12 protein-coding genes and 1 tRNA gene are annotated in these 13,573 nt (G+C 37.0%); 6 read left to right on the forward strand and 7 right to left on the reverse strand.

What is annotated here, in order from left to right; all coding sequences use genetic code 11:
* Positions 1-681: 681 nt before the first annotated feature.
* Positions 682-1,248 carry an elongation factor P gene (gene efp, locus M983_RS06375; RefSeq protein ID WP_036934346.1) on the reverse strand — a complete coding sequence of 189 codons (567 nt, stop codon included), beginning with the start codon at positions 1,246-1,248 and terminating at the stop codon, positions 682-684.
* Positions 1,249-1,291: 43 nt separating this feature from the next.
* On the opposite strand from efp, the gene epmB reads away from it, so the two are divergent.
* Positions 1,292-2,320 carry an EF-P beta-lysylation protein EpmB gene (gene epmB, locus M983_RS06380; protein ID WP_066748802.1) on the forward strand — a complete coding sequence of 343 codons (1,029 nt, stop codon included), beginning with the start codon at positions 1,292-1,294 and terminating at the stop codon, positions 2,318-2,320.
* A 223-nt stretch (positions 2,321-2,543) separates the two neighbouring features.
* Positions 2,544-3,182 carry an NAD(P)H-binding protein gene (locus M983_RS06385; RefSeq protein ID WP_066748806.1) on the forward strand — a complete coding sequence of 213 codons (639 nt, stop codon included), beginning with the start codon at positions 2,544-2,546 and terminating at the stop codon, positions 3,180-3,182.
* A gap of 107 nt (positions 3,183-3,289) precedes the next feature.
* Here the strand turns inward: M983_RS06385 and M983_RS06390 are convergent, their stop codons facing one another.
* The 5 genes from M983_RS06390 to M983_RS06410 all read right to left on the reverse strand — a co-directional run bounded on the left by M983_RS06390 (position 3,290) and on the right by M983_RS06410 (position 8,514).
* Positions 3,290-3,634 (reverse strand): DUF4156 domain-containing protein, encoded by a 345-nt coding sequence (locus M983_RS06390; protein ID WP_066748814.1) that lies wholly within the window; start codon positions 3,632-3,634, stop codon positions 3,290-3,292.
* A 346-nt stretch (positions 3,635-3,980) separates the two neighbouring features.
* Positions 3,981-5,612 carry a Na+/H+ antiporter gene (locus M983_RS06395; RefSeq protein WP_066748817.1) on the reverse strand — a complete coding sequence of 544 codons (1,632 nt, stop codon included), beginning with the start codon at positions 5,610-5,612 and terminating at the stop codon, positions 3,981-3,983.
* Positions 5,613-5,850: 238 nt separating this feature from the next.
* A complete protein-coding gene (gene groL / locus M983_RS06400) occupies positions 5,851-7,497 on the reverse strand; it encodes a chaperonin GroEL (protein WP_066748821.1) in 1,647 nt (548 codons plus the stop codon).
* Between the two features lie 52 nt (positions 7,498-7,549).
* A complete protein-coding gene (locus M983_RS06405) occupies positions 7,550-7,843 on the reverse strand; it encodes a co-chaperone GroES (RefSeq protein WP_066748823.1) in 294 nt (97 codons plus the stop codon).
* Positions 7,844-8,013: 170 nt separating this feature from the next.
* Positions 8,014-8,514, reverse strand: a complete 501-nt coding sequence (locus M983_RS06410) for an FxsA family protein (protein ID WP_066748826.1) — start codon at positions 8,512-8,514, stop codon at positions 8,014-8,016.
* A 373-nt stretch (positions 8,515-8,887) separates the two neighbouring features.
* On the opposite strand from M983_RS06410, the gene aspA reads away from it, so the two are divergent.
* From aspA to M983_RS06430, 4 genes are all read left to right on the forward strand, one after another.
* A complete protein-coding gene (gene aspA, locus M983_RS06415; protein ID WP_066748829.1) occupies positions 8,888-10,312 on the forward strand; it encodes an aspartate ammonia-lyase in 1,425 nt (474 codons plus the stop codon).
* A 144-nt stretch (positions 10,313-10,456) separates the two neighbouring features.
* Complete coding sequence (locus M983_RS06420; protein ID WP_066748832.1) at positions 10,457-11,779, forward strand: anaerobic C4-dicarboxylate transporter; 1,323 nt, start codon at positions 10,457-10,459, stop codon at positions 11,777-11,779.
* Positions 11,780-11,961: 182 nt separating this feature from the next.
* Positions 11,962-12,534 carry a division control transcriptional repressor DicD gene (gene dicD, locus M983_RS06425; protein WP_066748835.1) on the forward strand — a complete coding sequence of 191 codons (573 nt, stop codon included), beginning with the start codon at positions 11,962-11,964 and terminating at the stop codon, positions 12,532-12,534.
* A gap of 297 nt (positions 12,535-12,831) precedes the next feature.
* A tRNA-Phe gene (locus tag M983_RS06430) sits at positions 12,832-12,907 on the forward strand.
* 196 nt (positions 12,908-13,103) lie between these two features.
* Here the strand turns inward: M983_RS06430 and M983_RS17005 are convergent.
* On the reverse strand, positions 13,104-13,205 hold the full coding sequence (locus tag M983_RS17005; RefSeq protein WP_049211900.1) for a hypothetical protein: 102 nt from the start codon (positions 13,203-13,205) through the stop codon (positions 13,104-13,106).
* Positions 13,206-13,573 lie beyond the last annotated feature (368 nt).

A 13,573-nucleotide genomic window follows, 5' to 3' on the forward strand; every position in this document is an offset into this window, starting at 1 on the left:
TTTTTATATATTTTTTATACTCAACCAAGTTACAGTATAGACTATAAATCTATTTTTAATATTAGACTGATAAATAAAAATATATAAATAAACAAACAGATAAATAAGATAATTTAAATATAGTGATATGGATTTAATATCCATAAAAGGAGAGTAACTATCATATAACGATAAATTAACCGCGTCAATTTTAGATGATTTTTTTAAGTAGCTAGATATGTAAAAATAATAGAGATATTTTAAAGCTAGAGTTTATATTGAAACAGGTTTCCCTAGTATAAAAATAAAATAAAGCTAATAAAATTATAGAATTAATTTTTATCTATACTCTAAAATATCTCTAAAAGGACATCAAAGTGATAATAATAAATATTGCTGTGGTTAATCTTTAATAGAAAAGCCCACATCGTTATTTTAAGAAAATAGTATTTTTTTACCAATTCCAATCTGGCATAATTCATGAAATTTTGGCATTCATCGAGATTAGAAGAGAATATATTGCTAGTGCGGTAAATTTCTAGAAATAAATATAACTACATTATTATAATTATTCAAATTTTAAGAAAGAAAATATCAGCGATATATCAATAATTATGATTATATAAAAATACCGTCGGCCAATAAAACCACCGACGGCATTGTACTTATGAAGCTATATTTTTACTAAAATAATCTATATGATTATTTTACGCGTGATACATACTCACCAGAACGCGTATCAACTTTGATAACTTCACCGATTTGAACAAACAGAGGTACTTTTACCACAGCACCCGTGCTTAGTGTTGCCGGTTTACCGCCTGTACCTGCCGTATCGCCTTTCAGGCCTGGATCAGTATCAACAATTTCTAATTCAACAAAGTTTGGTGGAATAACAGCGATAGGACGGTTATCCCATAGTGTTACGATGCATTCAGCTTGGTCGATTAACCATTTTGCATTTTCACCAACAGCTTTCTCATCTGCTGCTAATTGCTCGAAAGTTTCGTTGTTCATGAAATGCCAAAACTCACCGTCGTTATAGAGATAAGTTAAGTTGATATCCATGACATCTGCACCTTCAGCAGAATCCGTTGATTTAAATGTTTTTTCTAATAATTTATTAGAAATCAGTTTACGCAAACGTACACGTGCGAATGCCTGACCTTTACCTGGTTTAACAAATTCACATTCAGTAATGACGGCTGGCTCGCCATCTAACATGATTTTAAGACCTGAACGAAAATCGTTGGTATTATAAGAAGCCATGAATATCCTCTAACTTTTTAATTTAAAATGGCATAGCCAAAAAATGGCACACATTGTAACTCATAACCGCCCTACCAGAGAAGTCTGGTTAACACAACTCGCGCAGGCAATCAGTGATCCTGTTGAATTACTCCAGATTTTAGAACTGGAGCATCACACTGAACTTCAAAAAGGAGCCGAAGCACGACGACTTTTTCCGTTGCGGGTTCCTCGTGAATTCGTTGCACGTATGAAAAAAGGCGATCCTCACGATCCATTACTTTTACAAGTATTAACTGCAAATGCTGAATTTACCATCACACCCGGGTTTTCAACAGATCCGTTAGATGAGCAACAAAATGCGGTGCCGGGTTTATTACATAAATATCAGAATCGTGCCTTGCTTTTAGTCAAAGGAGGTTGCGCTGTCAACTGTCGTTATTGCTTTCGTCGTCATTTTCCTTATGAAGATAACAAAGGAAGCAAGGCTAATTGGCAAAAGGCAATAGAGTATATCAAAAATAACCCAAAACTCGATGAAATCATCTTCTCTGGTGGTGATCCACTTATGGCCAAAGATAGCGAGTTAGATTGGTTAATCACGCAATTGGAAGCAATTCCACATATAAAGCGCTTACGCATTCATTCACGCTTACCTGTAGTCATTCCTTCTCGCATTACTGAAACACTGTGTCAGCGCTTACAACAATCTCGATTACAAATTATTATGGTATTGCATATTAATCATGCCAATGAAATTGATGATGCATTAAGAGATGCCTGTAATCGACTTAAAAAAGCCAACGTAACGCTATTAAATCAAGGTGTTTTATTACGTGATATTAATGATAAGGCTGAAATACTCGCAGAACTAAGTAGAGCCCTTTTTGATACAGGGATACTTCCTTATTATCTTCATGTATTAGATAAAGTACAAGGTGCAGCCCACTTTATGGTGCCAGACACTGAAGCTCGAGAGATTATGAAAGGACTTATGAGCTTAGTATCAGGTTATATGGTACCTAAACTCACGCGTGAAATTGGTGGAGAACCAAGTAAAACACTTCTCGATCTTGGTTTGCGTCAAGAGTGAGTATTGATACTAACTGATACTATCTACGTTTGGATAATATAATTAATCCAACATAATTACACAAAAGTAACTACACTATAAAGATAGGTTTAGTGGTGATTTTCATAAAAATCATTTATCTAATTAAGGTATGTCCACTTTTTTTGATTATGAAAAAGCGCCTTCTTCGGTGCTTTTTTGTTTTTGAAATCAGTGAACACTTAAATAGTATTGAGGAGAAAATATGAACATAATGGTAATCGGTGCAAAAGGACGGGTTGGACATAAATTAGTTGAAATATTATTAGCTAATGGGCACCATGTTATCGGAACTACCAGAAAAATCTCACACTCATCGACAATCAAAGATTCACATTATCATGAGATTGAACTCGATATCACAAAACCTTTATCTGCAATTTCTCATATATTTCCTGAACATTTAGATGCTATCTATTTTACAACAGGCTCTAGAGGCGAAGATCTTTTACAAGTTGATCTTCATGGTGCCGTAAAAACCATGCAACTTGCCATGGAGAAAGGGATCAAAAGATATATCATGCTTAGCGCAATACATTCTTTATCCCCGAATAAATGGACATCATTGATTGATTATTTTACGGCTAAATATTTTGCTGATCTCTATCTTATTCATCAAACCGATCTTGATTACACCATCGTTCAAGCTGGCTATTTAACAGAACAACCCGGTACACATAAAATCAATAGCCAACAAAGTAAAATACTTGATAAGGGTGAAATTTCGATTGATGATGTGGCGTTAACATTGGCTGAAATTGTAGATAAAAAGAATACCTTTAAAAAATGTATTCCACTACAAGAAGGAAATGTTGAGATAAAAGAAGCAATACGCCAAATTTAAATGATCTTATGATTCTTTTAGACCATTAAAATAAAAAAACCTGACCTCTGCCAATATGGAGATCAGGTTCTTATCTTAAGGTAATTAAAAAGAGGCATACTCTTTAATTACTGGCACTTATAAACTTGTCCACTCATTTTGCTATCTAATGGTGCGAAGCTATCAACAAAACTTGCACCATTTGTGCCAACGTTAAAAATAACATTACCACCCATTGCAGCTGCTTTATTACGTAAATCATTTGCAGCACCGCGTAATGATTGGCTTTCAGTGCGTGAGCCTGATAACCAATTTTTTTGTACGCCAGTCACAGTGCCTAATAATTGGCATTCACTACCTGGTTGCGTGTCAGTAATTTGTACCTGAGAGCCGCCAGTGGTTAATGTATTTGTTGTAGAACATCCCGCTAATAGCAAAGCAGCTGTTGCTCCCAATAACAATTTAATTCGCATGATCCCCTCATTTCGTTGAGTATCAGTTCAGTAATACCGACAATATACCTTGTCATCCCTATAATGCGCAAAAATAAATCATAACAATCTGGTATTTACTTATCGTGTTAAGACATTATTTTTACTTTGAACACATTTTATTTTACAGATCTTGCTTTACGCTGGATAAAACAGCGTATGTTTATTTTACACCGTTTTAGTTATTTGAGGCGAACAAGACATTATTTATGACAAGATCTCAGGTGAATAATGAGAAAGTATACGCACTATTTATCGTTTAAAGTATCATTAAAAAAAAAGACAGCACAATATCTATGCTGTCTGAAAACTAAAGAGTAATATTTAATTAATTTAAATGATGATTTAAAGCTTCTTCTTTCAAATCTAATTCATGACGTAAACGGCTATAAATATGCTCATTAATATGTCGAGATTTACGTAATTGATGTAACGTTTCTCTCTCTACTTTTAATGCACTGCGTGATAATTGACGTTCCATACTAAATAACCGTTTTAAATCAAGTGCCCCTTCTTGAACACTATCTTCATTATCAAGACGGCGACTATAAATTTCTAATAAATGTGATCCCGCCTCAATACGCAAAGACATATCATTTAAATCTTCACATGGTTGATTCATTAATTCGCTAATATGCGCAATCGCAGCTTCATTTAGCGCTAAGCGAGTGCGAATTTCGTCATCCTCGTACGGTAAATCTTCTGATAGACCTTTTGTTAAAATAGGTAACGCAATTGTCGCAATCAGTAAAGAACAAAGAATAACACCCATTGCAATAAAGATAGCGAGCTCACGGTTAGGGAATGGAGAACCGTCTGTCATTAACAATGGTAATGTTAAGATACCAGCTAATGTAATCGCGCCTCTTACACCTGCGGTTGCCATGACCGCCATTAAACGTAAATGATGACGTGACAAACGTTTATCAGGATGACGGAATACGGTTAGCGACATTGATATCCACACCCACGAAAAACGTAACACAGCCAATGCGATTGTTATTGTCACCACATAACCTAAAACAGCCCACGGGCTTGTTGAACCTGCCGATGCTGTCACTTCAGGTAAGTTTCTCCACATACCAGGTAATTGTTCACCTAATAAGATGAAAATCATCCCGTTTAAAGAAACCTGAACAGTATCCCATACAGCTTTGCTCTGCATTCTCGTTGCTGCTTGCATACGACCTACTATTTTCTCATAGTGCATCGCAATACCTGCTACAACAGCAGCTAAAATACCCGAAACGTGGACATGCTCAGCCACTAAATATGCAAAGAATGGCATGAGTAAGCTAATTAATATTTGAATAGCAGGATCTTCACCCGTTCTTCTCACTAAAAATTGATTCAATCGACCTATGGCTCCAGCCACAATTAAACCAATAGCAACCCCACCAAGGGAAACAATTAAAAATTGGCCTGTTGCAGAAGTAATAGAGAAAGATCCAGTAAGGGCGGCAGCTACCGCAAAACTAAAGCATACTAAACCTGTCGCATCATTAAGTAATGATTCACCTTCTAGAATATGTGTCATACGAGAAGGCAGTGGCGAATTAACGGTCATTGCAGAAACAGAGACCGGATCGGTTGGTGATAAGATTGCGGCTAATGCAAATGCTACCGCTAATGAAATAGAAGGGATAAGCCAATGGATAAAAAATCCCATACCAATCACAGTAACAACAACTAAACCAATCGCTAACGACATGATAGGTTTAATTTCTTGAAATAACGCTTCTTTAGGAATACGCCAGCCATCTAAAAAAAGTAAAGGCGGGATAAAGAGTAATAAGAAAAGATGTGGGTCAAACGCCACCTCAAACCCAAAAATAGAGAGACAAGCCCCTAATACGATTTGAATAATAGGTAGCGGAATTTTTTCCGCCAGTGCTCGTGAGATAAACACGCTCACAATCACCGCAAAAAGAAAAATAAGCACAATGGCAACAACAGACATGGTTAACACCCCAAATTATAAAAATAGGTTTTAGCGAGTGAAGTAAAAACTATCTGTTATATAGTTGTAAAGAGATAAGTTGTTTCTAATTATATAAATATTGAATTATCTGATAATTCTGAAATATATTTTATTAAATACAATAATTCATATCATGAATACTCTTTTTAGGCTTATCCTAAACGCAAAAACCCAGGCCTAAGCCTGGGTCTTCTCACAAAATGGTTAGCGTGATGAATTACATCATGCCGCCCATTCCGCCCATGCCACCCATACCGCCAGCAGCACCTAAATCCATTTTGTCGTCTTTAGGTAAATCAGTCACCATAGCTTCGGTGGTGATCATTAAGCCCGCGATAGATGCAGCGAATTGCAGTGCAGAGCGAGTTACTTTAGTTGGATCTAAAATGCCCATATCGATCATATCGCCGTAACCGTCAGTTGCTGCGTTATAACCGTAGTTGCCTTCGCCTGCTTTCACATTGTTAACAACAACTGATGGCTCTTCACCTGAGTTAGCAACGATTTGACGCATTGGAGATTCCATTGCACGCAGTGCAACACGAATACCCACAGTTTGTTCTTCGTTATCACCTGTCATTTCACGCAGTGCATTTGCAACGCGAACCAGTGCAGTACCACCACCGGCAACAACGCCTTCTTCAACTGCAGCGCGAGTTGCATGCAGAGCATCATCAACACGAGCTCGTTTTTCTTTCATTTCAACTTCTGTTGCTGCACCCACTTTAATGACTGCAACACCGCCAGCTAATTTAGCTACGCGCTCTTGTAATTTTTCACGATCGTAATCTGAAGAGGCATCTTCGATTTGTTTACGAATTTGAGCAACACGACCAGAGATTGCTTCTTGATCACCTAAGCCATCAATAATAGTTGTTGTATCTTTATTGATAACAACACGTTTAGCTTGGCCTAGATCTTCAAGCGTTGCTTTTTCAAGTTCCATACCGATTTCTTCAGAAATCACAGCACCGTTAGTTAATGTTGCAATATCTTGCAGCATTGCTTTACGGCGATCGCCAAAGCCTGGAGCTTTAACAGCAGCAACTTTCACGATACCACGCATGTTATTGACCACTAATGTTGCCAGCGCTTCACCTTCCACATCTTCAGCGATGATAAGTAGAGGTTTGCTTGCTTTCGCAACAGCTTCAAGAACAGGCAGTAATTCACGGATGTTAGAAACTTTTTTGTCTACTAACAAGATGAATGGATTTTCTAGCTCAACATTACCAGTTTCTGGTTTGTTGATGAAGTAAGGGGAAAGGTATCCGCGGTCAAATTGCATACCTTCAACAACATCAAGCTCATCTTCTAAGCCTGTACCTTCTTCTACTGTGATAACACCTTCTTTACCTACTTTTTCCATCGCTTGAGCGATTAAAGTACCTACGGTTTCATCAGAGTTTGCAGAGATTGTACCAACTTGAGCGATAGCTTTGGTATCTGAGCAAGGTACAGACAGTTTTTTCAGTTCTTCTACTGCTGCTACAACCGCTTTATCGATACCACGTTTCAGATCCATTGGGTTCATGCCAGCAGCAACTGCTTTTAGGCCTTCGGCAATAATGGATTGTGCTAATACTGTTGCAGTTGTAGTACCATCACCAGCAGCATCGTTGGCTTTAGAAGCAACTTCTTTCACCATCTGAGCACCCATGTTTTCGAATTTATCTTCTAATTCGATTTCACGTGCAACAGATACACCATCTTTAGTAATAACAGGCGCACCGAAAGATTTATCTAAAACAACATTACGACCTTTAGGGCCCAAAGTTACTTTAACTGCATCTGCAAGAACATTAACACCACGTAACATTTTATTACGAGCGTCTACACCGAATTTGACGTCTTTAGCTGCCATCGTATATTTCCTTTGAATTCGTTCAGTTTCAGAAGATCTTAAAAAGAGAAAATTATTCTTCTACAATTGCTAAAATGTCGCTTTCAGACATGATAAGCACGTCTTCGTTATCAATTTTTTCTGTTTTAACGCCATAACCGTCGTTAAAAATTACGATATCGCCAACTTTTACATCCAGAGGTTTAACGTCACCGTTTTCCATAATACGGCCGTGACCCACTGCGATGATTTCGCCACGAGTAGATTTACCCGCCGCAGAGCCCGTCAGTACAATACCACCAGCTGATTTAGCTTCGACTTCTTTACGTTTAACAATAACACGGTCATGTAATGGACGAATCTTCATTAATAGATCTCCTATAAAAAAGTCCATATCAGGATTAAAGGTTGATACCAGTGCCTAAAATGAACCAGTACCATGACGATACAGGTGGGGGCATCAAGTCAAACTTCAAGGGGAGATATGTGTTTTTTTTTCAATTTCCCCCCTTTTTGGTTAATTATGCTTTTGCTTAACTACTTTTTGTCAGAATAATGGTCATTATCCTGCGTTTGTTCCTTATTATTCAGTTGGTTATTTGATGATTCATCTTTACGTTGAAATTCACCTTCAAAAGTATTTCCATGCTGATTAAAAGGGGAACCACCTTGTCCTGGTGTATACACCTTAATTCGTGTAATTAACTTTGTAACTAATACGGATTGAAGTGGTGGAAGTAACAAAAGTAAGCCTAAAAAATCGGTAAAAAAACCAGGAATGACAAGCAGAATTCCCGCTATAACTAATGAAACGCTTTTTACCATTTCAGCAGCAGGTACTTCACCCATCGCTAATTTTTGTTGCATCGATGCTATATTCTTCACGCCTTGGTTTTTAACCAATGAAATACCGACGCAAGAAGTCAGTATCACGAGGAATAGTGTTGTAAGAACGCCAATCGCAGAGGCGACATGTACAAAAATAACAGCTTCTATATAGATAAGAAGGCAAAGAATGATTAATGGGAGCCAACGCACTTGGTTCTCCTTTTATAAAAAAAAATCTACATTATTAATAGAAAGGAGTGTGAACTACCTCTAAGGTGATAGTTAACGAACTCGCTTTTTCTTAGTTTATCTACATAATGATGGGGAGCCTAACGCTCCTTTTCAAGGGCAGTTAAAAAGAGATGTAAAACAGTAATATCCGTGAATTTGATCACAAAAAGAAAATATTTAAGCGTTATTTATATATAAAGTGATCCAGCTTAAAGGTATTTACCGTCAACCCGAATATGATCATGTTAGTCCTAAGTAAAACGGTAAGTTATATTACATTATTAACCGTTAACGATATATTTTATTAACAAGCGCATAACTAGACAGTTAAAATTTTAATAAGAAGGTTCTCATGTCAAATAAAACTCGTATCGAAGAAGACCTGTTAGGTAAAAGAGAAGTTCCTGCTGATGCTTATTACGGTGTCCACACTTTACGCGCAATTGAAAACTTCTACATCAGTGACCGCACAATCAATGATGTTCCAGAATTCATTCGCGGTATGGTCATGGTGAAAAAAGCCGCTGCATTAGCAAATAAAGAACTTCACACTATTCCTCGCGAAATTGCTGATACGATTATTAAAGCCTGTGATGCCGTGTTACAAACTGGTAAACACATGGATCAGTTCCCAGTTGATGTCTTCCAAGGTGGTGCGGGTACTTCATTAAATATGAATACCAATGAAGTTATCGCAAATATTGGCTTGGAGTTGATGGGTCATCAAAAAGGTGAATACCAGTACTTAAATCCAAATGACCATGTCAATAAGAGCCAATCAACTAACGATGCCTACCCTTGTGGTTTCCGTATTGCGGTATACAACTCTATCATTCATTTAACTCAATCTATTGAGCTTCTCAAAGCAGGCTTCGATAAAAAAGCGGTTGAGTTTGACGATATCCTAAAAATGGGTCGTACTCAGTTACAAGATGCGGTACCTATGACATTAGGTCAAGAATTCCATGCATTCTCTGTTCTAATGAATGAAGAAATCAAAAACCTAAAACGTACTGCTGAATTACTTCTAGAAGTAAACTTAGGCGCAACTGCAATTGGTACGGGTTTAAATACAGCACCGGGCTATCAAAAATTAGCTGTTGAAAAATTAGCAGAAGTGACTGGTTTAGCATGTGTACCAGCAGAAGACTTAATCGAAGCAACTTCTGACTGTGGTGCTTATGTCATGGTTCACGGTGCATTAAAACGCTTAGCTGTGAAAATGTCTAAAATCTGTAATGACTTACGTTTACTTTCATCAGGCCCACGTGCTGGTTTAAAAGAAATCAATCTGCCAGAACTACAAGCAGGTTCATCTATCATGCCGGCTAAAGTAAACCCAGTTATTCCTGAAGTCGTTAACCAAGCATGCTTTAAAGTTATTGGTAATGATACTTGTGTCACCATGGCAGCAGAAGCGGGTCAATTACAGTTAAACGTAATGGAGCCAGCAATTGGTCAAGCAATGTTTGAATCAATTTCTCTCTTAAGCAACGCTTGCCGTAATTTAGTCGAAAAATGTGTAAATGGTATCACTGCAAATAAAGAGATTTGTGAACACTTCGTCTTTAATTCAATCGGTATCGTGACTTACTTAAACCCATTTATTGGTCACCATAACGGCGACATCGTTGGTAAGATTTGTGCAGAAACAGGTAAAAGTGTACGTGAAGTTGTGTTAGAACGTGGACTGTTAACTGAAGAACAACTGGATGATATTTTCTCAGTAGAGAACCTAAAACACCCGGCTTACAAAGCAAAACGCTTCGATGATTAATTCTTATGTTTTATGACATAATAATGAGCTCTTAAAAAATTTAAGGCACGGACTCTTTAAGAGACGTGCCTTTTTACTTGGTAGTAAAAACAAAAATTTAACGTATTTTTCTCATTTTTTTAATTATCTCAAGGAGTAAACGCTATGTTAGCCGTAGAATTGATTATCGTTCTGCTGGCCATTTTCCTCGGAGCGAGACTAGGAGGGATTGGTATTGGGTTCGCGGGCGGCTTAGGTGTATTAGTTTTAGCCGCAATTGGAGTGAAACCAGGTACTATTCCTTTTGATGTTATCTCCATTATTATGGCTGTTATTGCAGCAATTTCAGCAATGCAAGTTGCTGGTGGTTTAGATTATCTGGTTGATAAAACTGAAAAAGTATTAAGACGTAACCCTAAATATATTACTGTTCTCGCGCCTATGGTTACCTATTTTTTAACCTTATTTGCAGGTACAGGTAATATTTCATTAGCAACACTACCCGTTATTGCAGAGGTTGCCAAAGAACAAGGTATTAAACCTTGCCGCCCATTATCAACGGCTGTTGTTGCTGCTCAAATTGGTATCACCGCATCACCTATTTCTGCGGCTGTTGTTTACATGGCTTCTGTCATGGAAAACCCAGCAATGATGCATGGACACACTGTAAGCTATATCACACTGCTCTCTATTTTATTACCTTCTACTTTTATTGCGATAATCTTGATGTCTTTCATTGTTTCTTGGATATTCAATTCCAAGTTATCTGATGACGCAGTATACCGTGAACGTTTAGAACAAGGTTTAGTCGAATTACGTAATAGTAAAGAACGTAAACAAATTTTACCGGGTGCAAAAGGGTCTGTTCTACTATTCCTACTTGGCGTTATTTGTGTCGTTATTTATGCGATAGTGAATAGTCCAAGCTTGGGGATCGTTAAAGAGCCTCTCATGAACACCACTAATGCTATTTTGATTATCATGCTGAGTGTGGCAACCTTGATTACCATTTTCTGCAAAGTCAAAACAGATAACATCCTAAATTCAAGTACATTTAAAGCAGGTATGAGTGCGTGTATCTGTATTTTAGGTGTTGCATGGTTAGGTGATACTTTCGTTTCAAGCAATATTGATTGGATTAAATTAACTGCAGGTGACTTAATTACCGCTCACCCTTGGTTACTCGCTGTTATCTTCTTTATTTGCTCTGCTCTACTCTATTCACAAGCTGCAACAGCAAAAGCATTAATGCCAATGGCGCTCGCATTAGGTGTTTCACCTCTTACAGCTATTGCTTCATTCTCTGCGGTTTCTGGTCTATTTATTCTGCCAACCTATCCAACACTGGTAGCCGCAGTTCAAATGGATGACACAGGGACAACACGTATTGGTAAACTGGTCTTTAACCACCCATTCTTTATTCCAGGTACTATCGGTGTTGTAATTGCAGTCATGCTTGGTTTCTTATTCGGTAGTATGATTTTATAGTTAGTAATATTATTTAAAAACATTGCAAAGAGCTTCTGTTCTAAAACAATAAAATAAAAGGACACTTCATTAAGAATGAGTTGTCCTTTTTACTTTATCCTCTGTTTTCTCCTCCCTTTCATTTTTTATTAAAATCTGTTAATTATGATGTTCTCGCTATAATGCGATTTAAGGAGATTTCCGTGCAACGTGAAGCATTACTCAACCACGTACTCACTAAGTTGGAACAGTACGGTTTAGCCACATCAATGTCAGAGCTTCTACAAGGGTTTGATATCACCCAACAAGAGCTTCAACATTTCTGGCCTGATAGAGATGCCTTAATTTTTGATTGTTTGCGTCATCATGGGCAACAGATAGACATTTGGCAACGTCAAGTAATATTAGATAACTCTCTCACAACAGAACAAAAACTACTTGCACGTTATGATCAATTGACTACGCGTTTAGAGAAAAACCGCTTTCCTGGTTGCTTATTTGTCGCGGCATGTAGTGCCTATCCTGATGAGCACTCACAAATACATCAACTCAGCCAACGCCAGAAAAAAAGCTCATTTGACTATTCTAAAACGTTGTTAAGAGAACTTGATATAGAAGATGACGAATTAGTTGCTAAACAAATGGAACTCATCTTAGAAGGCTGTTTAAGTCGTTTAATGGTAAATCATTGTGCTGATGACATTACAACAGCTAAATTGCTTGCTGAAGATATTTTAAAGATTGCCCAATGCCGCAAAAATGGTGCGTTAAGCTAATTTGCATAATCTAAAAAAAGAAAGGAGATTTATTCTCCTTTATTGTTCTTGTACATCCGTTAAAGCAAAAAAAAATTCATTCAGCGCTTAAAGATAAAAAGAATTTTTATCAAGTCCCCTTACCTAAAAAACGATTATGTTACTGATTGTTTTTTAAACTCTTTTTAACTAAAAATGGATGTAAGAGGAAAAATTAAACTTAGATAGTGCAAAAAGAGAGCAAACGAACCTATTTTTGCATTTTTTATAAAAAAGACGTTGACGCATCACGCTGAATACGGTTTAATGCGCCTCGTTGCCCGGATAGCTCAGTCGGTAGAGCAGGGGATTGAAAATCCCCGTGTCCTTGGTTCGATTCCGAGTCCGGGCACCATATTTCTTTTGTTCGTCAGTGAGTTAAATCACTGAGAGGGCAATAAAGAGCTAAAAATATAATTTGACACTGTCACTTTATGTTGGAACTCTTAAACTAAACAGTCTTGCTCAAACCAAGGCTGTTTTTTTTATTTGTCACTTTTACTTTCTTTCCTAATCACTGTCAAATCTTGATACTCCTCCTGTTATTTTCATCACATCAATTCTGCTTCAAGTATATCTCGTAAGTTATCAACACTTTCATCAATGTATTCTAATGTCGATGTAATGCTGGCATGACCTAATAGCCTTTTCACAATATAAAGATCGTTTTGCCGTAAGGATGTACGACCTATTAATTCCTTTTCATAGTCAATTCCTATTATGAGAAAAGGGATTGTGGCAAAAGCTTGCAATTGCCTTAAGGCGCTTCTTTCAAATCGCGGAGTAAAATAATGTGCACAGAAGCATTGGCTGTTGTTAAAAACAACATGGTTGTGTTTGAAGGATAAATCATGTTAATACGAATTAAATAGGGACAAATATAACTATAATTTTTTATATTTTATTTTTATTCTCTATTTCTAACTCAAATTATTCAATTATCTTTTTACCCATTAATATTAGGAGAAAATAATTATTTCCGAATATATTTTCTTATATAACAATTAAAACACTCTATATT

The sequence above is a fragment of the Proteus myxofaciens ATCC 19692 genome, assembly GCF_001654855.1.
Taxonomy (GTDB): Bacteria; Pseudomonadota; Gammaproteobacteria; order Enterobacterales; family Enterobacteriaceae; genus Proteus; species Proteus myxofaciens.

What these genes read in the sequence shown, in the direction of transcription:
- efp (WP_036934346.1), bottom strand. Translation starts at nt 1,248, where the DNA reads ATGGCTTCTTATAATACCAACGATTTTCGTTCAGGTCTTAAAATCATG.
- epmB (WP_066748802.1), top strand. Translation starts at nt 1,292, where the DNA reads ATGGCACACATTGTAACTCATAACCGCCCTACCAGAGAAGTCTGGTTA.
- M983_RS06385 (WP_066748806.1), top strand. Translation starts at nt 2,544, where the DNA reads ATGAACATAATGGTAATCGGTGCAAAAGGACGGGTTGGACATAAATTA.
- M983_RS06390 (WP_066748814.1), bottom strand. Translation starts at nt 3,634, where the DNA reads ATGCGAATTAAATTGTTATTGGGAGCAACAGCTGCTTTGCTATTAGCG.
- M983_RS06395 (WP_066748817.1), bottom strand. Translation starts at nt 5,612, where the DNA reads ATGTCTGTTGTTGCCATTGTGCTTATTTTTCTTTTTGCGGTGATTGTG.
- groL (WP_066748821.1), bottom strand. Translation starts at nt 7,497, where the DNA reads ATGGCAGCTAAAGACGTCAAATTCGGTGTAGACGCTCGTAATAAAATG.
- M983_RS06405 (WP_066748823.1), bottom strand. Translation starts at nt 7,843, where the DNA reads ATGAAGATTCGTCCATTACATGACCGTGTTATTGTTAAACGTAAAGAA.
- aspA (WP_066748829.1), top strand. Translation starts at nt 8,888, where the DNA reads ATGTCAAATAAAACTCGTATCGAAGAAGACCTGTTAGGTAAAAGAGAA.
- M983_RS06420 (WP_066748832.1), top strand. Translation starts at nt 10,457, where the DNA reads ATGTTAGCCGTAGAATTGATTATCGTTCTGCTGGCCATTTTCCTCGGA.